This window comes from Thiomonas sp. X19, from assembly GCF_900089495.1.
GTDB lineage: Bacteria > Pseudomonadota > Gammaproteobacteria > Burkholderiales > Burkholderiaceae_C > Thiomonas_A.
Map to the genome: position 1 here is coordinate 1,299,233 of NZ_LT605203.1, position 22,998 is coordinate 1,322,230.

Annotated in this window: 18 protein-coding genes, 1 tRNA gene and 2 pseudogenes; 9 read left to right on the forward strand and 12 right to left on the reverse strand. The window is 64.2% G+C overall.

Annotated features, from left to right (window positions below; translation table 11 throughout):
• Positions 1–331: 331 nt before the first annotated feature.
• The 3 genes from THIX_RS06090 (at position 332) to THIX_RS06100 (ending at position 1,801) form a co-directional block, all read left to right on the forward strand.
• Complete coding sequence (locus THIX_RS06090) at positions 332–583, forward strand: type II toxin-antitoxin system Phd/YefM family antitoxin (protein ID WP_094161857.1); 252 nt, start codon at positions 332–334, stop codon at positions 581–583.
• A complete protein-coding gene (locus THIX_RS06095; RefSeq protein WP_233224424.1) occupies positions 570–935 on the forward strand; it encodes a type II toxin-antitoxin system RelE/ParE family toxin in 366 nt (121 codons plus the stop codon). Before THIX_RS06090 ends, THIX_RS06095 begins: the two co-directional genes overlap by 14 nt.
• A gap of 230 nt (positions 936–1,165) precedes the next feature.
• Complete coding sequence (locus THIX_RS06100; RefSeq protein WP_112485507.1) at positions 1,166–1,801, forward strand: hypothetical protein; 636 nt, start codon at positions 1,166–1,168, stop codon at positions 1,799–1,801.
• A 327-nt stretch (positions 1,802–2,128) separates the two neighbouring features.
• On the opposite strand, the gene THIX_RS06105 is transcribed toward THIX_RS06100, so the two are convergent.
• Positions 2,129–2,788, reverse strand: a complete 660-nt coding sequence (locus tag THIX_RS06105) for a DNA-binding protein (RefSeq protein ID WP_199195241.1) — start codon at positions 2,786–2,788, stop codon at positions 2,129–2,131.
• A 230-nt stretch (positions 2,789–3,018) separates the two neighbouring features.
• Here THIX_RS06105 and THIX_RS06110 point away from each other — a divergent pair, with 230 nt between their 5' ends.
• Positions 3,019–3,612 (forward strand): hypothetical protein, encoded by a 594-nt coding sequence (locus tag THIX_RS06110; RefSeq protein WP_112488204.1) that lies wholly within the window; start codon positions 3,019–3,021, stop codon positions 3,610–3,612.
• 161 nt (positions 3,613–3,773) lie between these two features.
• Positions 3,774–4,388 (forward strand): urocanate hydratase, encoded by a 615-nt coding sequence (locus THIX_RS06115; protein WP_233224425.1) that lies wholly within the window; start codon positions 3,774–3,776, stop codon positions 4,386–4,388.
• A gap of 92 nt (positions 4,389–4,480) precedes the next feature.
• On the opposite strand, the gene THIX_RS06120 is transcribed toward THIX_RS06115, so the two are convergent.
• Positions 4,481–4,744 (reverse strand): DUF6471 domain-containing protein, encoded by a 264-nt coding sequence (locus tag THIX_RS06120; RefSeq protein ID WP_112485509.1) that lies wholly within the window; start codon positions 4,742–4,744, stop codon positions 4,481–4,483.
• A 753-nt stretch (positions 4,745–5,497) separates the two neighbouring features.
• Between THIX_RS06120 and THIX_RS24770 the strand changes: the two are divergent.
• Positions 5,498–6,373, forward strand: a pseudogene (locus THIX_RS24770) (tyrosine-type recombinase/integrase); the annotation flags it as partial.
• A 195-nt stretch (positions 6,374–6,568) separates the two neighbouring features.
• Here the strand turns inward: THIX_RS24770 and THIX_RS24775 are convergent.
• The 4 genes and pseudogenes from THIX_RS24775 to THIX_RS06150 all read right to left on the reverse strand — a co-directional run.
• Positions 6,569–7,855, reverse strand: a complete 1,287-nt coding sequence (locus tag THIX_RS24775; protein ID WP_112485510.1) for a site-specific integrase — start codon at positions 7,853–7,855, stop codon at positions 6,569–6,571.
• A 143-nt stretch (positions 7,856–7,998) separates the two neighbouring features.
• Positions 7,999–8,074 (reverse strand) — tRNA-Ala (locus THIX_RS06135).
• A 13-nt stretch (positions 8,075–8,087) separates the two neighbouring features.
• The gene (gene yaaA / locus THIX_RS06140; RefSeq protein WP_112485511.1) at positions 8,088–8,876 is read right to left on the reverse strand and encodes a peroxide stress protein YaaA; all 789 of its coding nucleotides are present in this window, start codon (positions 8,874–8,876) and stop codon (positions 8,088–8,090) included.
• 214 nt (positions 8,877–9,090) lie between these two features.
• Positions 9,091–9,904, reverse strand: a pseudogene (locus THIX_RS06150) (heterodisulfide reductase-related iron-sulfur binding cluster); the annotation flags it as partial.
• A 171-nt stretch (positions 9,905–10,075) separates the two neighbouring features.
• On the opposite strand from THIX_RS06150, the gene THIX_RS06155 reads away from it, so the two are divergent.
• Together THIX_RS06155 and THIX_RS06160 are read left to right on the forward strand one after the other, a co-directional pair.
• Positions 10,076–11,008 (forward strand): NAD(P)-dependent oxidoreductase, encoded by a 933-nt coding sequence (locus THIX_RS06155; RefSeq protein ID WP_112485514.1) that lies wholly within the window; start codon positions 10,076–10,078, stop codon positions 11,006–11,008.
• A 203-nt stretch (positions 11,009–11,211) separates the two neighbouring features.
• Positions 11,212–12,567 (forward strand): IS1182-like element ISThsp16 family transposase, encoded by a 1,356-nt coding sequence (locus THIX_RS06160; protein ID WP_112484377.1) that lies wholly within the window; start codon positions 11,212–11,214, stop codon positions 12,565–12,567.
• A 1,043-nt stretch (positions 12,568–13,610) separates the two neighbouring features.
• Here the strand turns inward: THIX_RS06160 and THIX_RS06170 are convergent.
• The 6 genes from THIX_RS06170 to THIX_RS06195 all read right to left on the reverse strand — a co-directional run bounded on the left by THIX_RS06170 (position 13,611) and on the right by THIX_RS06195 (position 21,926).
• On the reverse strand, positions 13,611–16,508 hold the full coding sequence (locus THIX_RS06170) for an aconitate hydratase (protein ID WP_112485516.1): 2,898 nt from the start codon (positions 16,506–16,508) through the stop codon (positions 13,611–13,613).
• 124 nt (positions 16,509–16,632) lie between these two features.
• Positions 16,633–18,087, reverse strand: a complete 1,455-nt coding sequence (locus THIX_RS06175) for a bifunctional 2-methylcitrate dehydratase/aconitate hydratase (protein WP_112485517.1) — start codon at positions 18,085–18,087, stop codon at positions 16,633–16,635.
• Positions 18,088–18,111: 24 nt separating this feature from the next.
• Positions 18,112–18,708 carry a hypothetical protein gene (locus THIX_RS06180; RefSeq protein WP_112485518.1) on the reverse strand — a complete coding sequence of 199 codons (597 nt, stop codon included), beginning with the start codon at positions 18,706–18,708 and terminating at the stop codon, positions 18,112–18,114.
• A 41-nt stretch (positions 18,709–18,749) separates the two neighbouring features.
• Positions 18,750–19,922 carry a 2-methylcitrate synthase gene (gene prpC, locus THIX_RS06185; protein WP_112485519.1) on the reverse strand — a complete coding sequence of 391 codons (1,173 nt, stop codon included), beginning with the start codon at positions 19,920–19,922 and terminating at the stop codon, positions 18,750–18,752.
• Positions 19,923–20,000: 78 nt separating this feature from the next.
• The gene (prpB, locus tag THIX_RS06190; RefSeq protein ID WP_112485520.1) at positions 20,001–20,909 is read right to left on the reverse strand and encodes a methylisocitrate lyase; all 909 of its coding nucleotides are present in this window, start codon (positions 20,907–20,909) and stop codon (positions 20,001–20,003) included.
• A 30-nt stretch (positions 20,910–20,939) separates the two neighbouring features.
• Positions 20,940–21,926, reverse strand: a complete 987-nt coding sequence (locus THIX_RS06195) for a malate dehydrogenase (protein ID WP_112485521.1) — start codon at positions 21,924–21,926, stop codon at positions 20,940–20,942.
• A 235-nt stretch (positions 21,927–22,161) separates the two neighbouring features.
• On the opposite strand from THIX_RS06195, the gene THIX_RS06200 reads away from it, so the two are divergent.
• Entirely contained in the window at positions 22,162–22,941 is a 780-nt protein-coding gene (locus THIX_RS06200; RefSeq protein ID WP_199195242.1) for a GntR family transcriptional regulator, read from the forward strand.
• The last annotated feature ends 57 nt before the right edge of the window (positions 22,942–22,998 follow it).

A 22,998-nucleotide genomic window follows, 5' to 3' on the forward strand; every position in this document is an offset into this window, starting at 1 on the left:
TCGTGCAGTCCGTAAGCGAGGTCGGCGGGCGTTGCGCCCGCGGTGGTGGGGTCAGTTCATGCCGTGAATTCTATCGATGCCCAGAGCGCCCGTTTGAGCGCAGATGAGGCGATGGCGCTGCGGACGGACATCCATGTCATCGCGGAGCATGGGGTGGCAGGTTGGCACTGCGCGCGCCAGTCGTGGCGGTTTCGGCAAGGACTGCGTCCTCGCCATCGCCCCTCCGAGTCGTTCCCTTCAAGGGCCTCGGCGGCCAGCGCAATAGCCATGGCCCGAGTTCGATGCGAACGTTTATCGTAGCTATAATGGGCTCATTATTTGGAGCCGAACCATGGAAGCCATCCTTGCCGACATCACCGTGAGCATGTCGGAATTCAAGAAAAATCCGGCCGCCGTGCTGCGCGAAGCCAACAACCGCCCCGTTGCGGTGCTCAACCACAATCGGGCGGCGTTCTACATGGTCGAACCGCGGCTGTTCAAGGCGTTGATGGACGAGCTGGCCGACCAGGAGTTGCATCGCAAGGCGCTCAGCCGGCTTGCGGACAAGTCGCGGGCCGTGGAGGTCGACCTTGACGACCTCTAAGGGCAAGGTCCAGCCCAAATACCGGCTGCACTTCATGCCCGAGGCCCTCGAGGAATGGCACCAACTCGACGGCTCGATACGCGTCAACCTGAAGAAGACCCTCGCGAAGCGGCTCGACCGTCCGCATGTCCCCGGCGGCGCCCTCCACGGCGCGCTGGCTGGATGCTACAAAATCAAGCTCCTCAAGCAGGGCGTGCGGCTTGTCTACTGCGTCGAGGACGACCAGTTGATTGTCCTGGTCCTTGCGGTCGACAAGCGCGAAGACAACGTGGCGTACACATCGGCCACAGCCCGCCTGTCCGCGTCCGCTGCGGCGCTGCCCAAAGCCTTGAAGAGCAAGCCGGCGAAGTAGTCGCTCGGCCTCGTCGCGGGCACTGCCTGGAGCACGCGCTGGGGACCTCCGGTCAGGGGGACATGGGTATCTCCGTGGTGCACCCACGCCGATGCCACGAGGTATTGGCCCGGTGCCGACGTGTTGGCAGGCTTCGTACCGCTGCGTCCATACGCCGGGTCACCCTGCGACGGTGGCGTGTGGAACGGTGATGGCTACACAGGACATCACTCGTCACCGGAGTCGTCACCATGCACATCAAACACCGCCGAGCCCGCGCCCTTCTCTACCGCTCCGTCTGGGTGCCCAAGGGCTCTGCCGGCAACACCCACGGCTACTCGCGCCAGGCCTACGTTGGCAGCCTTCCGGTGGCTACCGAGGCCATTCCCGCCGCGTTGCGCGAGCGGCTGTCAGACGCCGAGCGCGCCTTCATTGATGCCAAGATTTGCGGGCCCGCGCGGGAAGCGGCGGAACGGCAGCGGGTGGAAGATGAGGTGAGGGAGCGCGACCCTGGATGGCGGCTGGAGGAAGCGCAGCGGCTGGTGCGTGAAGCCGCTGCGCGCAGTGCCGGAATGCCAGTGTCTGCGACCAGGTTAGGGGCTTTGCAGGATGCGCTCTCTGGCGTGAAGACTGACGGCTCGGCAATACAGATGCCAACCAATGCCAAAGGGACCGATGACCCCTTGCGGTCGGCGCTGGCGGCCGTCCAGGAGGCTGCACGGGCGGTCGCGACAGGACGATACGGGAACGCCCCGGCGGAGCAGGTGCGCTCGACAAAGACCTACCGGCTATGGGCCGATTTCTGGGAAGCTACGCAGGGCGAAGGGGAAGCAAGTCTGCTGCGCGCGCTACAGGCAAAGGGCTTTGTCAAGCGCCGTGGACGCTAGACCATGGGGGCAGCGGCTGTTCACGCTGGATGATTGGTTTGACTATGCTCTGACAAATCGAGAGCCCCACCCGTTCCGACAACCATCACCAGGACATTGCTACATGTTGAATTGGCTTGCCATCCTGGCCCTCGCGCTGGCCCTCGGCGTGCTGGCACGCGACCTCCGCAAAACCTGGCTGCGCCATGCGCGGTCTCTGCACAGCTTGTCTCACATCCGGTGGTAACGACGTTCGCCACGCATCATCTCTCTGCACAGCCTACCGACCTGCTCCGCCATCGCGGGTTGGATGCAAAAAGCCCCCGCAGTACGGGGGCGTGAATGAGGTCAATGAGTTGATGACAGTTTCATGCGCTTCTTCTCCGCCAATGCCGCCTGGATTGCGCGGATATGCGTCTGCATGGCTTCGACTTCGACTTGCAAGGCAGCGATGTCCATCTCTGGCAGAAGTTTTTTGGCCACGACCTTCTCGTACATCTTGACCAGCGCGTACTTGGAGGGCATTGATGCCTCGCGGAGCTCCTCGGTCACGAGCGGGCCCCAAGCGGGGTCCGACAGCACGACCTGAAAGGCAGGCCCGATGGTCTGCGGCGCGTACACACCCGGTTCCATCAAATCCGCTGGCGTGATGCGGCCAGCCATCATCAAAATACTCATGCGAGGCACGCGCAGATAGGCTGCGCACGCCCGGGCGAAGTCGTCCGAGATTTGGCTGACCGGCCGCACGCCATTCATGAGCAGATTGAGGTACGGGTAGCTGTACCCGAGCTCGCAGCACATCTCCGTAAAGGACTGGCCACGCTCCGCGGCGCACTGCACCAGCGCTGCAGTCAGCAGTCCGCCGGGTCGGACGGCAAACTGTTCGCTGACCTCACCGCTCCAAGGTTCCAGGGTTTGGGGCGGCGCTGGCTCCGCTGCGTGGGCATCGAATGATTGACCGGCGTCAGTGAGGGTGGGAGTGGGGTTCTGGGGATTCTTTGATTTCACAGATAACTCCTGAAAGTCATGGCCGAGCCGGTTGATTCCGGTCGGCCAGCGGGTTGGCCTTTCAGGTGTAGTCACCGCCGTTCAAGAAGCGGAGGCGCTTCGTCACCAGCCACGGGGGCCCGTCCCCTTGCCGTGGCACCCGCGTGATGCACATCGGACATCCCGGCACCGCCGCTGAACCGCGGTCGCTATAGGAAGTGCACGGATTTGCGTGCACACAGGACATGACCATGGAACACAAGGCAGCACACCATCCACCGCTCGACGCGTCCGCATACGTCGCCCCGGAAACCCCGGCCGAACGCGTGTTGCGGCTTTACCAGCACCCAGGCGGCCCGCTCATCGGCTGGGTGCTCGACGATGCGGCTCGGCGCCGGCATGACGCCAACCATTTGGCCCACGTCCTCGGCATCAGCCTGGAGGAGCTTGAACGCTGCGAACGCGGTCATGCCTCCAGGCTGGTCAGGGACCGCGCCTTCATGACGAAGGCCGCGCGCTACCTGGCCATTCCTCCGATTACCGCACGGCTACTCGCGGGCGACGTCCGGGTCGGGGACTTTGCCACACGCAACGAGCCGGCTGCCGAGACGATTGAACGGGAATTTGCGCGGATGCTGACGGACCCGAAACTGCGCGCGCTCGTGCCGGACTCCGTCGCGGACCTGACCGACGAGTACAGGCATTACTTGGTGATGGTCTATGGCAAGAATCGGGCGATGGAACTGGCCGAGTTGCCGCGCTTGCCGGACATCCTGCGTTGGCTCCAGCGCGCCGCGGTTCAGCACGATGAGAACGAGGCGCGAGCGCTGCCGGGAATGAGCTGATGCGTCGCACAGAACGTTCCGCCTTTCGGTGATTTCTTTCCTCCTTCGGCGGGCCTGCGGGCCCGCTTTTTTCATCTGGGTGCCGGTCGCTACACGAGAGCAGGCCATCCAACCCAGGAGAAAAAATGCCTACGAAGAGAAATTCTATCGGCTTAGGGCTGTTGCTCGACCCGGTCCAGTTCGCCGCAGAGCTGGCGACCCTCAAACAGCGCCCGCACTACGACGGTCACGCGCTGCTGTGTGAACTGCCTGACCGCGTCGCAAGGCTCTTTGAGAGCAAGCTCGTGCCGACCGGTCAGAGCCTTGCCATCAGCGGGAGTGAAGACGGCCTGTTGTGCGCGGTCGTCACGCTACAGGCGGCGTCGACGCAAGTCGTGTGCATCGTGCCGATGCTCGGGCCCCTCGCCAAAAACTGGCTTTTTGAGGCTGTCGAGTCACTGCATCGTATGAACATCGTCGTCTCAATTGCGGACAAAGAGCAGGTCATCGTCGTGACCTCGGGTCCGCCGGTCCTTCACCCCGATGGGCAGGAGTGGCAGACGATACGCAGGCGTCTCGATGCAGTCGCCTTCGATGGCGACCGTGACAAATTTGTCACGCAACTCTTGGACCTTCTCCGGCGACTCGATGCCGACGTGCAGAGCGCCATTCCCGGCTTCGCGGTTGACGAGCGCTGGGTTTTCGCCATCACGCCGCCGGCAGCTCCGGTGGGCGGCGATGTTGACGTCAGGTCAGGTACGGGAATGCCTATGCCGGCAGGTGCCGCACTGCATTGAGTGCGGTGATGTACGCGGGGAGCGGGCGATGCGCGCCCCGCAGTGCGGTAGCTGTTTGATTCACGAGCGGCCCCGATGTGGGGCCGTTCTTTTTACTTCGCGCCGAGGCTCGACCTGCGCGGACCGACGCGTCGGACGTCAACGCTGTCCACCCCCAAAGCCTTGGCAGCCTGCAGGAAAAACGCAAAAGGAAAAGTTCCCCGATTGATGCGGTTGGACAACGCCTTTGGTTCTATCTCAAGGCCCTCGGCCTGGAGGAGCCGGGAGAGTTGCTTGGCGCTGCATTCCTGGCGCGCCATGAGCGCCTTCAGAATGCGCCGGGCTTCCCGTTCCCAGACCTGGGAAGTGTCGGCCATATGTTGAGACGAATTGCGGTCGGGGCTTGCCATGCGCGAGCACTCGCTGAGACGAATGGAGGGCACCGATTATAGGCATCGTGGAGACGTTAATAGCATCAATTTCCTCATAAATGAGGAACTGCATAACCCCTCGCTCTAGACGTTTGACCAGCGCACATAGGTCAGCAAGCCCCGGGGCTGGTCCCGGGGCTCAGGTAGAGCACGTTGAATATCCTGGAACACGCAGCATCGCAGACGCTGCACAAGCGCCTCATGGGCTTCATCGCCCCGCAAAGCAACTCGGGCACCGGCGCGCCGGTGAAGTTGGCACCCGACTGCAGTCCCGTCCCTCGGCGCACTGTCATCCATTTTGATGGTGACGTGGCTCGCCGGATGGGGCACACAATTGTGCGCGATGCTCTTCAGGAGCTGCATGCGGCCGATGCCGAGATGCGCGCGCTTGCTGAAGATGACCTGGAAGTCCTGACGGGCGCGCTGCTGGCCGTGCGCAAGAGCATCCGCGAGCAGACCCGTCGCGGCATGGATACTGATGCCTTGGAAATTCTGCAGAGCATGGAGGCTCGGCATGGTTTCACGCTGGTAACGCAATCGGACCGGGAATGGCGCAGCGTGGCGGACGGCATCAACAGCGCGCGTGGCAAGGCTGTCGACGCCTGGATGGCGGTTCTCAGCGGCGAGGCGACCGTGGAGGAGTCGATGCCCCGCGGGGATGATGGACTGCTCCTGCAGGTGCTTACCGGGCATTCGCCCATGCAATGCCTGGAGCACTGGGCCCGCATCAAGGGCGGCCAGCGCAATCTGAAAACCTATGAAAAATTCCGCGGCATCGCGCAAGACTTGGAGGCCATTCTTGATGGCCAGAGTGTGGAGGCACTCACTCCGGAGCACGTCCAACTTTATGCAGACCACCTGGCCGCACGCGGCAACGGTCTCAAAACGGTGCATGGCAAGTTGAGTATTTGCAGCACCTTGCTGGGACACTGCGAGTTGCCACGCGCCACACGCAAGTCACTCGTCGACGTACGTCCCCCCAAGGCCAGGGTGAGCCAACACAGTGCGCCGCGCATCGCATTCTCGTCCGAGCAACTGGGCGCCCTCCTGCAGGCCATCTTCGCTGACTCATCCCTTCCACCTGATGACCGCGTCATCGTGGCCCTGCAGGCCTTGGCGGGCGCGCGTCTGGAAGAAATTTGCTCGCTTCGTGGTCCGCAACTTGCTTGGAACGGGGTGCACTGGCTGATTGACTTTGTTGAGCCGGACATCGTGCGCAAGACTTCCGAGCGCAAGGCCAAGGCCGTGAAGGCCGACCAGCTCAAGTGCGCTGACTCAATTCGCAAGGTGCCGGTCCAAGTCTCGGCCGTGCACGGCCTGCATGAGCGGCTTACCGCGCTCAAGAGAGCGGCGGGCCAGGGTCTGTTGTTCAGACATCTGGCGTCGAACCGCTACGGCATATATGGTGGTGCGCTGAGCATGCGCTTGAACCGACGTATCGACGCCGTCGTGGGCAATGACCGCCGTCTGGTTCTGGAAAGCCTGCGCAACACAGCTGCGCCGGCCATGCGAAGGGCAGGGGTGGATGCGGATGAGCGTCGCATGTTCATGGGCCATGCACCCATTGACGTTCATGCACGGCATTACGACCTGCCGGCGGCGGAAGACTTGCAGGTGGCGTCCAGAGCCGTGAGTGACATGGTCGCTCGAGCACTCGCTGGGCGCGACTATCCCGCGCTTGACACCGTTTACCGTGCCCGTCCACACCGCACGGCGCGTCGGCTCGTGCCTTGGGGCAAAGTGAGCGCCGCAGACCGGGAGCGCGCATCTTCAGTCTGCCAGGATGACGGGCAGAGAGATGGGCGGCTCGATGCTCCGCATCGCGGTGACCAAGACATTGAGCGGCATGCTCCCATATCGTCTACCGACCTGACCGCTACTGTGACCGGTAAGGGCATCGTGAACATCCTCGGGGATGCGAGCCGCGCGGCAAATGGTCTTGAAAGTGTGCCGAAAGCCATGGAACACCAAGCTGCGGTCCTCGAGGTTGCACCCGGCTCGGTCGCGCATGTAACGCCCCCACCATTGCGACCAAGTGCCGGAGCGCTTGCCGAATCGGTCGGGGCGCAAATCGGGGAACAACCACTCTCGACCGAGTGGGCGTTGGCCGTCGACGTAATGTTGAAAGCCGATGCGAAGGAGCTCTGGATGCACCGGAACGGTCCGAATCGAGCTCGTGTTCTTCACTCGTACGGCGGCTCCATCGGGGCGGATGTGGAGCAAGAGCCCAGCCTGGGCATCGCTTTCAATGTCTCGCAGGCGCAGCTGGCACAACTCCTCGAGCCGGCATCCTGTGAGCAGACCGAGCGCGGGCAGCCAGACGCAAGCCTCGCCGCCGCACCCTCGCGTTCGAAGACTCTCGGAGTACACGGGCGAGGTGAAAACAGCTTGCAATTCCGTAGCGGAGAATGCCCGCCGACCGATGTTCAATCCCTCGCTCTGAGGCACACGCAGACCACGGATGGGATTGGCCGGGTACAGTCCAGCATCAACTGCGGCTTGGAGCATGGCGCTGAGGTGACTGAGCTTGTTGGTCACCGTCTTGGGGTGCAGCGAGCGGGCGAGCAGCGCGTCGCGGTACGCAGCGACGAGGCGCCGGTCGAGCTGTGCAATGGGGCGCTGAATGAAGCGGTCGAAAGCTTCGGCGCCGGCTTCGAACTCGACGATGGTGCGCAGTGGGCGGCTCGGATTCAAGTCTCGCCAATATTCGAAGATGGCGAGAAAGGTTTGCGCGTGCGGCACGGGGCCTTTGGGGGCGTTGGGCGCGGGGCCCATGCTCGGCTCCAGGGCAGGACCCACATCGGGCTTTTCCGAACCGTTGCTGGCCAGTGCGGCGTCGGCGACACTCGGTGGATGCGCCGCGGAGGTCACTGGCAACTCCAGGCCGGAGAAACGCGCCAGCCATTGGGCGGCCAAGTGCATGCTCAGCACCTTGGCGGCCGCAAGGTCGCTGGTGCCCAGTTGCACGCGGATGAGTTGACCGAATTGGGCTTGATGCTTGCGCGGCACGCGCATCTGGAAGAGATAGATGCCGCGCTGCTGCGTGAAATAGACCATGAAAAAGGCTCCGGGACGTGGTGGACCAACGTCGCAGAGCCTCTGTAATCAAGCAAATTGTACAACAAAAAGTACAACAACGCGCTCAATTGGTCGTTGGAAATCCGATTTTCATCAGTTAAATCAACGACTTATGTTGTAGGTGGTGGAGAGGAGGAGGATCGAACTCCCGACCTTCGCATTGCGAACGCGACGCTCTCCCAGCTGAGCTACCCCCCCAACGACATCGGAATCATAGCCGAGCCGCAGCGGGCTTGGGGCGGCGGAACACCCAGCGGGATGGGCTCGAAGCTTCGGGGGCGTAGCGATAGCCTTCGGCGTCGAAGGCCTTGAGGTGCTCGGGGTCGGCGATGCGGTGGGTGATGGCGTAGCGGGCCATGAGGCCGCGGGCGCGCTTGGCATAGAAGCTGATGACCTTGTGCTTGCCGGCTTCGCTGTCCTGGAACACGGGCTGGATGACGGGCAGGGCGAGGGCCTTGATGTCCACGGCGCCGAAGTATTCATCGGATGCCAGGTTGATCAGCACCATGTGGGACTGCCCTTCGAGTTGCTCGCGCAGGGTCTTGGCGATGCGGCTGCCCCAGTAGGCGTAGAGGTTCGCGCCCTTGGGGTTGGGCAGCTTGGCGCCCATCTCCAGACGGTAGGGCTGCATCAAGTCGAGCGGGCGCAGCACGCCGTACAGGCCGCTGAGCAGGGCGATGTGGTCTTGCGCCCATTGCAGGTCTTCGGGCTCGAGGTGTGCAGCATCCAGGCCTTCGTAGACGTCGCCGTTGAAGGCGAGGATGGCGGGGCGGCTGTTGTCGGCGGTGAAGGTCTTGGACCATGCCGCATAGCGGTCGGCGTTGAGCGTGGCGAGCTTGTCGGAAATGCCCATCACGCTGGCAAGCTCGGCCGGGCTTTGGCGGCGCAGCAGCTTGATCAGCGCCGCGGACTGCGGGATGAAACGCGGCAGGGTGACGGGCAGCTCAGGCACCGGGCTGGTGTAGTCCAGCGTCTTGGCGGGGGAGAGGACGATGAGCATGGGTCGTGGGGAACGGCCGGAACAGGCAGCGGGGGGATAAGGAAAGGACGCAGGTCTCAGGGGGCAGCTATGTGACAGAGATGGGCACCGTTGCGGGCGTGCCATCAGCAGCGGAAAAGTCCTTCAGCAGCGCGTCGCGCGTGGCTGGCGCGATGACTTGCCGCACATCGTAGTGGGGATGTTGGCAGCCGATGACGATGACGATGACGATGACGATGAAGTCGGGCTGCGGCGCGGCGATGGACTTGAACACCGGCTTGCCGATTTTCACGCCGTAGGTGCCGGCGTGGCCGGAGCAACGCTCGATGGTGGTGAGTTGCACGCCACGCTCTGGCCGATGAGCTTGAACATGTCCTCGGTCTTGCGCCCCACGTTCTGCATCCGGCTGCGGCAGGGAATCTGGTAAGACACCTTGCCCAGATCCTGTTTGAACATCAGCGTGCAGGACGGCACGCCGGTGAGGATGGCGTAGCCGGCATGGGCGTACTTGGCCAGCACCGGGATGTTGGCTTCCTTGGCGCGGGCCACGCCGTCGAGGTCGCCAAGATCCTGCTTGGGCATGCCGCGGCATTGCTCCTTGTTCACCAGCTCGTAAGCAATGCCGTTGTGCTCCAGCCCCTTGAACAGATCGAGGCCGATGCCGGGCTCGTTGGCGTTGATGGAGCAGGTGGAGAAGATGGCCACTTTGCCCGGCGTGCGTTCGCCGCCCGTGGTCTGCGAGGCCGTGGCCTTGGGTGCTGCCGAACGGAATTTCTTGCTCGCCAGCTCCGGCAGCCAGGCCTTGTGGTCCGCCCCCAAGGCGTTTTCCAGCAGGGCTCGCGTCGCGGGCGGCTTGTTCACGGCATTGAACACTTGCACGACCACGGGTGCGGCGGCACATAGGGGCATTGGGTCATGTAGCACAGGTCGCAGATGTAGCACTGGTCCACCACCTTCCAGAAGTTCTGCTTGTCCACGCCGTCGACCTCGCCGGTGCTGCTCCCGTCCACCAGGTCGAACAGGGTGGGGAAGGACTGGGCACAGCGCTGAACGGGTGCCGCCGGCAGGCAGTCATGCCGTGCAATGGCCCCAGGACAAGTTCTATTGGTTCGCGCCGATGAAGTTGGAACTTTCACCAGGGTGCAGGCCTCACGGCACCGGATTCAAAACTTCAAGAGGCGGAGCAATAAGATCAACGGCCATTCCAGCCTTCACCCGCCATGACATCCTCCGCAGCCGAATCAGGCACCGACGCCTCAGCCCCACCCCTGCCGCCGCAGACCCTGGCCTGCATCGGTCTGGGCGCCATGGGCTGGGCCATGTGCGGGCATTTGCTGCGGGCCGGCCATGCGCTGCGCGTGTATGCGCGCGATGCGGCCAAGCGCGAGCGCGCCGCGCGGGCCGGCATGGTCGTGTGTGATTCCCCCGCCGAGGCGGCGCAAGGCGCGGCCTTCGTCTTCAGCAACGTCACCTCCACGGCTGACGTGGAGCAGGTGCTCATCGGGCCTCGGGGTGCCATGCAGGGCGCCCGGCCAGGCGCCGTCTGCATCGACCACAGCACCATCGCCCCGGCCGGGGCGCGGCGCATCGGTGCGGTGCTGGCCGAGCGGGGCATCGGCTTTCTCGACGCGCCCGTGTCCGGCGGCGAGAAGGGGGCGATCGAGGCCAGCCTGTCGATCATGGTCGGCGGCGATGCGCCCACCTGCGCCCGCGCCTTGCCGCTGCTGCGCCTGCTCGGCCGCACCATCACCCATGTCGGCCCGGCGGGCAGTGGGCAGGTGGCCAAGCTGTGCAACCAGATCGTGCAGGTCATCAACATCGAAGGCATCGCCGAGGCCATGCGCTTCGCCCAGGCCGAGGGCGCCGACCTGCAGCGCGTGCTCGCCGCCATCTCCGCCGGCATGGCGGGCAGCCGCATGCTGGATTTGATGGGCCCGAAAATGGCCACGCGCGATTTCGCCGTCGGCATCCAGGCCCGGCTCCACGCCAAGGACTTCGGCCTGGCCGCCGACGCCGCGCGAGACTCAGGCCTCCATCTCCCGGCTCTGCAGGTGGTGCGGCAGCAACTGGAGCAACTGATGGCGCTGGGCCTGGGGCAGGACGACACCAGTTCGCTGCTGCGGTTGCTGGAGCGCGGTGGCGTCACGGATTGATGCATGGGCGAACATGGCGCCACCTAAATCAGGGGGACTGCAGGGCATCGAATTGGCGTCCAATACAGCCAAGCGCCATATCATGGCTTGGCAACCATGAACAGGCGATTCACGGCCGCCTAGGAGACTGTCGGACTTTGCGGTCTTCCGGATGAAGACGCTATCCGAGACAATTGCTGCTGCACAACCGAGAGCCCGAGCCGATGAGCCGCTTCGTCCCTGTTGACCGAGACACCGCATATCTGTTGCCACCGTCGGTGGACGAATGGCTGCCCACTGATCACTTGGCGCGCTTCGTGGTCGAAGTCATCGAGCAGCTTGATCTGGGCGATCTGGCCCGACAGTACGCAGGCCGGGGCTCGGCGGCGCACCATCCGGCGGTGCTGCTGGGCCTGCTGATCTACGGCTACGCCAACGGCGTGCACTCCAGCCGCAAGATCGAGCGGGCGACCTACGACTCGGTGGCGTTCCGCTTTGTTGCGGCCAATACCCACCCCGATCACGACACGCTGGCGACGTTCCGCCGCCGCTTCTTGAAGGAGGTGGAGGCACTGTTCGTGCAGGTGCTGGTTCTGGCGCGCGAGATGAAGCTGCTCAAGCTCGGACACATCGCGCTGGATGGCACCAAGATCGACGCCAACGCCAGCAAGCACAAGGCCTTGTCGTGGGCTCATGCCAACAAGATCGAGGCGCAGCTGCGCCAGGAAGTACAAACGCTGCTGGCGCTGGCAGAGAACAGCGACCGCGCGACGGTACCCGACGGCATGGATGTGCCGGCGGAGATCGCCCTGCGTGCAGATCGCTTGAGCGCAATCGCGCAGGCCAAGGCCAAGATCGAGCAGCGCGCCAGCGAACGCCATCAGGTCGAGCAGCAGGAGTACGAGGCCAAGACCGCCAAGCGCCAAGCCCAGCGCGAGGCGGGCAAGAAGCCGCGCGGCAAGGACCCTGAGCCGCCAGAGGCCGGCCCCCGGAGCAGCGATCAGGTCAACCTCACGGATGAAGAGTCGCGCATCATGCCCGTGTCGGGTGGGGGCTTCGAGCAAAGCTACAACGCACAAGCCGGCGTGGACATCGCGACGATGATGGTGATCACCCAGCATGTGAGCCAGGCATCCAACGACAAGCGCGAAGTTGTGCCTACGCTGCAGCAGATCCAAGCGTTACCCGCGGTGCTGGGCGAGGTGCACACGCTCATCACGGACAACGGCTTCTTCAGCCAAGCCAACGTGATCGCGTGCAACGACGCGGGTATCGAGCCGCTGCTGGCGCTCAAGCGGGAGTCGCATCACACGCCGGTGATGGGGCGCTTTGCACCCGATGTGCCCGAGCCCCAGACGACGGATCCGCTCGTGCAGATGGCACACCGCCTGGGCACGCAAGCAGGCCGAGCCCTGTACGGCCTGCGCAAGCAGACAGTGGAGCCGGTGTTCGGCATCATCAAGCAAGTGATGGGTTGGCGCCAGATGAGCATGCGCGGGCTGGCCAAGGCACAAGGCGAATGGAGCTTGGTGACCATGGCTTGGAACATCAAGCGCATGCACGTCCTGCGAGCCGCGTGAGGGCAATAGTGCGCCCCGACCACGCCAAAACCGAGTCCCCAGGCCGCCCCATGTGCCCTCACAGTGTCTCGCCAACCATCGAGAGCGTTCGATCAGCGCGCCGCTGTCAAAAAAAACGCGTCGCACTGATCAATCGGATTCGCTCGGGTTCAAGTCCGACAGCCTCCTAGAGAGACACTACAACAACCCGAGAAAATCATGCACAAACGACTGGTTTTGGCTTGCATCGTGACGGCCGGTTTGCTGGCTGCATGCGGGGGTGGCGGGGGCGGTACTGGTACTGCTAGTGGGGGAGGAAGCAATCCATCAACCTCGCCGAATAGCGCTGCGACATGCACGGGTTCCCAATGCACGAGCTTTAGTGGCGTCGTCAGCGATGGTTCTACGCCCGTACCTCAGGGAACACAGATCACTGCGACGAACCCAGCAAACGGAAAAATTTGCGCTGCAGCAGTGACCAATGATTCCAGTGGCGACTACGTCATGGCTTTGACGCAGTTGACCACTGATCCACAGTGCGCAAATGTGAGCGGTTTGGTGGTGGCTGCACCAAGCGTCAATGCGAGTACCACGTGTTATGTGGGGCAAACAACTCCCTGCAATGTATCGCCCAGCACCGCAACGCAAATCGCCAACTTTCAGGGAACATGGTCGGCAAGCTACACGGGTCAAGATCAGGGGACTTGCTCGATTCTTGTGGCATCGAACGGGGCTGTACAGCAATCTCATTGCATCTCAACGAAAACGAACAATCCTTTCACGCTCAGTGGCGTGCTCACGCCCAGCAGCACGGATTTCTCACAGGGCATTTTTGCAGGAACGGCAACCACTGGTGCGACGTACCAAGGCACGTTCGTGCTGAGCAGAGGTAGCGGCTCAGTGAGCAATGGCGCGTGGTCCAACACCACGATCAGCCCAGCAATCTCCGGGACCTGGAGCGCAACCTTCCCGTAATGCGGCGGTTTTGAGATGAAAAGGCCCACTTTGTAGCGGGCCTTTTCGCATCTGTTGCGCTGAAAAACAGGTGGAGCAGCCTCCTCGTATCAAGCCGCCAGCAGCTGCCTCAACACATACGGCAGGATGCCGCCGTGGTGGTAGTAGTCCACCTCGATGGGGGTGTCGATGCGCAGCTTGACCTTCACCTGCTGGTCGGGCTGGCCGGGGCGGTGCACCACCAGGGTGGCGTCCTGTTGCGGCTTGATGCTGTCGCCCAGCAGCACGTCGAAGGTTTCGGTGCCGTCGATGCCCAGGCTCTGCCAGGAGTCGTCGCCCAGGAACTGCAGCGGCAGCACGCCCATGCCGATGAGGTTGGAGCGGTGGATGCGCTCGAAGCTGCGCGCCACCACGGCTTTGACCCCCAGCAACTGCGTGCCCTTGGCGGCCCAGTCGCGGCTCGAACCGGTGCCGTATTCCTCGCCGGCCAGAATCACGGTGGGGGTGCCTTCGCGGATGTAGCGCATGGCCGCGTCGTAAATGAAGGTTTTTTCGCCGGAGGGCTGGAAGACGGTCACGCCGCCTTCCTCGCGCGAGCCGTCGGCCGCGGGCGGAATCATCAGGTTCTTGATGCGCACATTGGCGAAGGTGCCGCGCATCATCACCTCGTGGTTGCCGCGGCGCGAGCCGTAGGAGTTGAAGTCGGCCTTGATCACGCCGTGCTCCTGCAGCCATTTGCCGGCGGGCGAGGTGTCCTTGATCGAGCCGGCCGGGGAGATGTGGTCGGTGGTGATGGAGTCGCCGAACAGCGCCAGGGCGCGCGCGCCTTGCACGCTGGAGGGAGCTGCGGCCGGCGTCATGCCGAAGCCTTCGAAGAACGGCGGCTCGGCGATATAGGTGCTGTCGGGCCAGTTGTAGACCTGCCCGGCGGACTTGGCGATCTGGTTCCACAGCTTGCCGGGTTTCTCGTCCACCAGGGCGTAGTTGGCCTTGTAGGCCTTGGGGTCCAGCGCCACCTTGAGCAGCTTGTCGACCTCGGCCGTGGTCGGCCAGATGTCGCCCAGGTACACCGGCTTGCCGCCCTTGCCGGTGCCCACGGGCTCGGTCATCAGGTCGCGGCTCACCGTGCCGGCGATGGCGTAGGCCACCACCAGCGGCGGCGAGGCGAGGAAGTTGGCCTTGATGCTCGGGTGGATGCGCGCCTCGAAGTTGCGGTTGCCCGACAGCACCGCGGCGCACACCAGGTTGTTGGCGGTGATGGCCGCTTCGATGTCGGCGGCAAGTGGCCCGGCGTTGCCGATGCAGGTGGTGCAGCCGTAGCCAGCGAGATAAAAGCCCAGCTTTTCGAGGTAGGGCAGCAGGCCGGCGCGCTCCAGATATTCGGTGACCACGCGCGAGCCTGGGGCGAGCGAGGTCTTGATGTGTTTCTTCACCTTCAGGCCCTTTTCCACCGCCTTCTTCGCCAGCAGGCCCGCCGCCAGCAGCACGCTGGGGTTGGAGGTGTTGGTGCAGGAGGTGATGGCGGCGATCAGCACGTCGCCGTGGCCGATGGTCAACCCCGGCGAGGCCTGCACGCGCGACGGAGCTTTGGCTTGCGCGGTTTCCAGGGTGGAGCGGTTGTCCACCATTTCCACCAGGCCGCGCGCGGCGCCGGGCTGAATCGAGGGCGCGTCAGCATCAGCATGGGCTTGCTCGCCGTCGGCTTGCACCGCATAGCGCTTGCCGAGCTTGTCTGCCGGCTGGCTGAAGCCGCCTTGGTCCATCGGCGCGGAGAACAGATTGGCGTAGGTGGATTTCACCGCGCCGAGTTCGATGCGGTCTTGCGGCCGCTTCGGGCCCGCCAGCGAGGGGGCGACGCTTGCGAGGTCGAGCGAGAGCGTGGTGGAGTAGTCGATCTGCCCGGCCTTGGGCACGCCGAACAGCTTCTGCGCCTTGAAGTAGGCGGCCAGGGCCTCGATCTCGTTCTTGCTGCGGCCGGTGCCCTTGAAGTAGGCCAGGGTCTTGTCGTCCACCGGGAAAAAGCCCATGGTGGCGCCGTATTCCGGGGCCATATTGGCAATGGTGGCGCGGTCGGGAACGCTCAAGGACTCGGTGCCTTCGCCGAAGAACTCGACGAATTTGCCCACCACCTTGGCCTTGCGCAGCATTTCGGTCACGGTGAGCACCAGGTCGGTGGCGGTGACGCCGCCGCGCAAAGCGCCCTTCAGCTCCACGCCCACCACGTCGGGTGTGAGGAAGTACACCGGCTGGCCGAGCATGCCGGCCTCGGCCTCGATGCCGCCCACGCCCCAGCCGACCACGCCCACGCCGTTGATCATGGTGGTGTGGCTGTCGGTGCCCACCAGGGTGTCGGGGTAGTAGACATCGCCCTTGCCCTTGTGCACGCCGCGCGCCAGGTATTCCAGGTTGATCTGGTGGACGATGCCGAAGCCCGGAGGCACGACGCCGAACGTGTCGAACGCCTGCATGCCCCACTTCATGAACTGGTAGCGCTCGCGGTTGCGCTGGAACTCCAGCCTCATGTTCAGGTCCAGCGACTTGCTGTTGCCGTAATGGTCGATCATGACCGAGTGGTCGACGACGAGATCGACCGGCACCAGCGGCTCGATCGCCTTGGGGCTCTTGCCCATGGCTGCGGCCACGCTGCGCATGGCGGCCAGATCGGCCAGCAGCGGCACGCCGGTGAAGTCTTGCAGCACCACGCGGGCGACGACGAAGGGAATTTCATCGATGCGCTGGGCGCTGGGCTTCCAGTTGGCGAGTTGCTTCACATGCTCAGGCCCGACGCGCTTGCAATCGCAATTGCGCAGCACCGATTCCAGCACGATGCGGACCGACACCGGCAGGCGCGACACGTCCACACCCAGCTCCTTGCCCAGCGCCGGGATGGAGTAGAACTTGCCCGCCTTGCCGCTGGCGGTCTTGAAGGATTTGAGCGTGCCGGCGAAGGCATGCTTCGGGACTTTTGCAGCGCTGGGGGTCTTGGTGGTTTTGGTCGCGGTGGCCATGGCGAACTCCGGTGGGGTTTGGTTTGAAGCGGCGGTCTGTGCAGTACGGCGCCGGTACGGCGCGAGGTAGGACAAGTCAGGACAAATGAGCGCTCAACAGTTGCGAGATGCGACTGAGGCCAATTCAGCCGGGGCAATACAAGTCCACATAGCTGTGCACCGGCATGGCCGCGAGACGGGCCGTGTCGAGAGACGCGTGCACGATGCGTTCCTGCTGTTTCGCGGCGAAACGGCGCGCCAGATTGGTGCGGAACTTGGCTTCGAGCAGGGGAATGCCGTCGGCGCGGCGGCGCTTGTGGCCGATGGGGTATTCCACCGCGACTTCGGGCAGCACCGTGCCGTCGTTCATCGTCACGGTCAGCGCGTTGGCGATGGAGCGCTTGTCGGGGTCGTGGTAGTCGCGGGTGTATTGCGGGTCTTCGACGCAACGGATCTTGTCGCGCAGGGCGTCGATGCGGGGGTCGGCGGCGACGGCGTCTTCGTAATCGGACGCGGTGAGCCGGCCGAACAGCAGCGGCACGGCCACCATGTACTGAATGCAATGGTCGCGGTCAGCCGGGTTGTTCAGCGGGCCTTGCTTGTCGATGATGCGAATGCAGGCTTCGTGGGTGCGGATGGCAATGGTCGCAATGTCCTCGGCGCGCTTGCCCGCGGCCTTGAGTTGCTGGTGCAGGGTCATCGCCGCTTCCACCGCGGTCTGGCTGTGGAATTCGGCGGGGAAGCTGATCTTGAACAGCACGTTTTCCATCACATAGCTGCCATAGGGGCGCTGGAACTTGAACGGCTGGCCGCGGAAGCTGACGTCGTAAAAGCCCCAGGTCTTGGCGCTGAGGACCGAGGGGTAACCCATCTCACCCGTCTTGGCGATGAGGGCCAGGCGCACGCCGCGGCTGGTGGCGTCGCCCGCGGCCCAGCTCTTGCGGCTGCCGGTGTTGGGGGCATGGCGGTAAGTGCGCAAGGACTGCCCGTCCACCCAGGCCAGCGACACGGCGTTGATGATCTCGTCGCGCGCGAGGCCCAGCAGGCGCGCCACCACGGCGGTGGTGGCCACCTTGACCAGCACCACGTGGTCGAGGCCCACCTTGTTGAAGCTGTTTTCCAGCGCGATCACGCCCTGGATTTCATGCGCCTGGATCATGCCGTTGAGCACGTCGCGCATGGTGAGCGGCGCCTGGCCCTGCGCCACGGCGTTGCGGCTCAGCCAGTCGGCCACGGCGAGAATGCCGCCGAGGTTGTCGGACGGGTGGCCCCATTCCGCTGCCAGCCAGGTGTCGTTGAAGTCCAGCCAGCGGATCATGGCGCCGATGTTGAACGCCGCCTGAATCGGGTCGAGCTGGTAAGGCGTGCCGGGCACCTTGGCGCCATGCGGCACCACGGTGCCCGGCACCACCGGCCCGAGCAGCTTGGTGCAAGCCGGGTACTCCAGCGCCTCCAGCCCGCAACCCAGGGTGTCGATCAGGCAGAGCCGCGCGGTTTCGAAGGCCACGCCGTCGAAGCGGCTCAGGTCGAGAACATAGTCGGCAATGTCGGCGAGGACCTGATCGGGGGCGGGGCGGATGTTGGAGATGGCGGCGGACATGGAACGGCGTGGATGGACGTGAAGTTACTGGCTGGCGACGATGGGATTGCAGTCGTCGGCCAGGCGGGTCATGTTCTTTTTATCGAAGAGCATGCTCTTGGCGGGAATCTGAATCATCACCAGGCCGGCCCTGGCGTCGTCGAAGTGGTAGGCGCCGGTGGTGGTGGGTTTGCGCGCGAGCAGGTAGTGTCGACCCTTCCAGGTGACGAGGATGGACTGGTCGTTCGTCCCTTCCTGCTGGATGTCCATGAACTCGTGCGAACCGCATTCCATGCGGCCCCACTTCATCTGGTAGATGGGGTTCACGGCCTGCTGCGCGGCTTCGGTGGCCGCGACTTGCTGCGCCTCCGTGGGAGGGGCGTTGCTGCTGCCCAGCAGCGGCTTGGCTTCGGCGGCGGCCACTTCTGCGGCAGCGGCCTTGGGTGAGACTTTGTGCAGCTTGGTGGTTTTGACCACATGACGCGACACCGGCTTGGCCGCCTTCTTGCCGGGCGTGGCGTTCGGCGTCAGCATCGCGCTTGCCGGCTCGGTGGCCTGGGCCGTGAGCAGGCACGATGCGCCGGCCAGGCAGATGCCGCTTAGCCAGGGTGTGAGGCGGGATACGAACAGTGCGTGGGGCATGATGAAGTCTCCGAATCGCAGAAAAGCCGCGTTCGGCAGACTCAGGGGCGCTGCGCCAGCGGCACGAATGACAGGTCGTCGGGACCAGTGTAATTCGCGCTCGGACGGATGATTTTGTTGTCCACCCGCTGCTCGATGACATGTGCGCTCCAGCCACTGGTGCGGGAAATCACGAATAGCGGCGTGAACATCGCGGTGGGTACGCCCATGAGCGAATAGCTCACGGCGCTGAACCAGTCGAGGTTGGGGAACATGTTCTTTTCGCGCCGCATCACCGCTTCCAGACGCTCGGCAATGGCGAACAGCTTCATGTCGCCAGCGGCCACGCTCAGGCGTTTGGCAACGTTCTTGATGACCTCGTTGCGCGGGTCGGCGATGGTGTAGACCGGGTGGCCGAAGCCGATGATGACTTCCTTGGCCGCCACGCGCCGCACGATGTCGGCCTCGGCCTCGTCGGGGTTGTCGTAGCGGTTCTGGGTGTCGAACGCGGCTTCGTTGGCGCCGCCATGCTTGGGGCCGCGCAGCGCGCCGATGGCGCCGGCGATGCAGGAATGAAAGTCGCTGCCCGTGCCGGCAATGACCCGTGCGGCGAACGTGGAGGCATTGAACTCATGCTCGGCGTACAGGTTGAGCGAGGTGTGCATCGCCCGCACCCAGGGGTCGGACGCCGGCTTGCCGTGCAAGAGGTGCAGGAAATGGCCGGCGATGGAGTCGTCGTCGGTTTCCACGTCGATGCGCTGGCCGTTGTGGCTGTAGTGGTACCAGAGCAGCAGCATGGAGCCGAGGCTGGCCATCAGCCGGTCGGCCATGTCGCGCGCGCCGGGAATGCCGTGGTCGTCCTTCTCCGGCAGCACGCAACCCAGGGCGGACACGCCCGTGCGCATCACGTCCATCGGGTGGCTGGAGGCAGGCAGCGCTTCCAGCACCGCGCGCACCTGCATGGGCACGCCGCGCAAGGCGCGCAGCTTGGTTTTGTAAGCGGTCAGTTCGGCCTTGTTGGGCAGCTTGCCATGCACCAGCAGATGGGCGATCTCCTCGAATTCGCAGACGTCGGCCATGTCGAGAATGTCGTAGCCGCGGTAATGCAGGTCGTTGCCGGTGCGCCCCACGGTGCACAGCGCCGTGTTGCCGGCGACGACGCCGGACAGGGCCACCGATTTCTTCGGCTTGGGTGTCATGGAAGGTGTGGCGGATGCGGCCTGGACTTCGCTCATGCTGGTCTCCTGAGTTGATGGTGGGCTGTGGCTTTGATCTCCCGGCCCGGCCGGGTTCATGCGCCGAGCCCGTTCAGCCTAGCCCTTGCTTTGCTGGAACAAGGCATCCAGCCGGTGTTCATAAGCGTGGTAGCCGATGACGTCGTACAACTCGGCGCGGGTCTGCATCTGGCTCACCACGGCTCGCTGCGTGCCGTCGCGGCGGATGGCGCCGTAGACGGTTTCGGCCGCCTTGTTCATCGCCCGGAAAGCCGACAGCGGGTAGAGCGCCAGGCTGACGCCGGCGCTGCGCAACTCGCCGGTGGTGAACAGCGGCGTGGCGCCGAACTCGGTGATGTTGGCCAGCACCGGCACCTTCACCGCGTCGGCGAAGCGGCGGTACATGGCGAGTTCGGTCATGGCTTCGGGGAAGATCATGTCGGCGCCGGCTTCGACACAGGCCACGGCGCGCTCGATCGCCGCGTCCAGTCCTGCCACCGCCAGCGCATCGGTGCGGGCCATGACGACGAAGGCGTCGTCGGTGCGCGCGTCCACCGCGGCTTTGACGCGATCGGCCATTTCCGAGGTGCTGACGATTTCCTTGCCCGGCCGATGGCCGCAACGCTTGGCGCCGACCTGGTCCTCGATATGCATGCCGGCGGCGCCAAACTTGATCAGGCTTCGCACCGTGCGGGCTATGTTGAAGGCGCTGGGCCCAAAGCCCGTGTCCACGTCCACCAGCAGCGGCAACGCGCAGACATCGGTGATGCGGCGCACGTCGGTGAGCACGTCGTCCAGGGTGTTGATGCCCAGGTCCGGCATGCCCAGCGAGCCCGCCGCGACGCCGCCGCCCGACAGATAGATGGCGCGGAACCCGGCGCGTTGCGCCAGCAAGGCATGCTGGGCGCAGGTGGCGCCAACCACCTGCAGCGGGCTTTCTTCGCCCACGGCCTGGCGCAGACGCTGCCCGGGGCTGGTGGTCTTGTGGTTGCTGCTGAGGCTCGGCATGGTGTCTCCCCGACCTGTTGGATGCAAGCTTTACAGCAGATGCTTCACGCCGTCTTTTTCTTCCATCAACTCGCCCAGCGTCTTGTCGATGCAGGTTCGCGAGAAGGCGTCGATGGGCAGCCCTGCCACGCGGGTGTAGCTGCCGGGTGTGCAGGTTACCGGTACGCCGAATATGGTGTCTTCGGGAATGCCGTAGGAGCCGTCGGACGCAATGCCCATGGTCACCCAGCGTCCATTCGTGCCGAGGAACCAGTCGTGCATGTGGTCGATGGCGGCGTTCGCCGCCGACGCCGCCGAACTCAGGCCGCGCGCCTCGATGATGGCGCCACCGCGCTTGCCCACGGTGGGCAGGAACACATTGCGGTTCCAGTCGTCGTCGGCAATCATGTCCTTCACCGATTGGCCGTCGATGGTGGCGAAGCGGTAGTCGGCATACATGGTGGGGGAGTGGTTGCCCCAGACGCAGAACTTCTCGATGGAGGCCACCGGCTTGCCTAGCTTGGCGGCGATTTGCGACAGGCCGCGGTTATGGTCCAGGCGCAGCATGGCGGTGAAGTTCTGCTTCGGCAGATCGGGGGCCGACTTCATGGCGATGTAGGCATTGGTGTTGGCCGGATTGCCCACCACCAGCACGCGAACGTCGCGCTTGGCCACGGCGTTCAGCGCCTTGCCTTGCGCGGTGAAGATCTGCGCATTGGCCGAGAGCAGATCGCGCCGCTCCATGCCCGGGCCGCGCGGACGGGCGCCCACCAGCAGGGCGGCATCGATGTCCTTGAACGCGGTGTTCGGGTCGCCATGCGCCGTCATGCCGGCGAGCAGCGGGAAGGCGCAGTCCTCCAGTTCCATCATCACGCCCTTGAGCGCTTTCTGTGCTTTCTCGTCGGGAATTTCCAGCAGCTGCAGGATCACGGGTTGATCTTTGCCGAGCATTTCGCCCGAGGCGATGCGAAACAACAGGGCGTAACCGATCTGGCCGGCAGCGCCGGTGACGGCGACGCGCATGGGGGTTTTGGACATGGTGGACTCCGGTGAGGGGCGGAACTGAACTGTTGCGGTCGATGGCCGCAGAGCGTGATGCACTCAAGCCTGGCGCTGACCGTGCTTGATGCTGCTTTCATTAGACAGGCTGATGATGCGGTGCATCAAGAAGTTTAGGCGCCCGGTATGGAGGCGTCAACAAACATCTGTCATATATAAGACATCTATTAGGTCATGGTGGACAAGGCCGTGGCCGTGTGCTGCAATGCAGCGCATGGCCACCCCGACCCATACCGGCAATCTCCCCGCAGCAACGGGGACCGCTGGCGTCAGTCCCGTCTTCAGCCCGCTCTACCAGCAGATCAAGGCGCTGCTGACCCGCAGCCTTCAAAGTGGCGAATGGAAGCCCGGCGAACTGATCCCGAGCGAGGCTGAGCTGGCCCTGCGCTTCGGTGTCAGCCAGGGCACGGTGCGCAAGGCGATTGACGAACTCGCTGCCGAAAACCTGCTGCTGCGCCGCCAGGGGCGCGGCACCTTCGTCTCCACACACCACGAAGAGCAGGTCAAGTTCCGATTCCTGCGCATGGTGCCCGATGGCGAGTCCGACCAAGCCTTGCGCATGCAACGGCAATTTCTCGAATGCCATCGCATGCGCGCGGCAGCTGATGTGGCCCGATTGCTGGCCATCAAGCCTGGGGATATGGTGCTGGAAATTCGCCGCATCCTGCATATCGGCGGCGAGCCCCTGGTCTACGAAGACATCTATTTGCAGGGGGCTCCCTTCCGTGGCCTCACCGCCGAGCGTCTGGAGCGTTATGAGGGGCCGCTGTACGCCTTGTTCGAATCCGAGTTCGGCACGCGCATGGTGCGGGCCGAGGAGAAAATTCGCGCCGTGAACGCCGGCCCGCAAGAAGCCGCGCTGCTCAAGGTTCCCGTGGGGCAAGCCTTGCTCTCGGTCGAGCGCCTCGCGTTCAGCTATGGCGATCAACCCGCAGAATTGCGCCGTGGGCTGTACTCCACAGCGCATCATCACTACCGCAACGCGCTGAATTGAGCCGACAGACAGGAGCAAAAATCCAAGTTTATTGCGGTGCAATAGACTCGTATCACA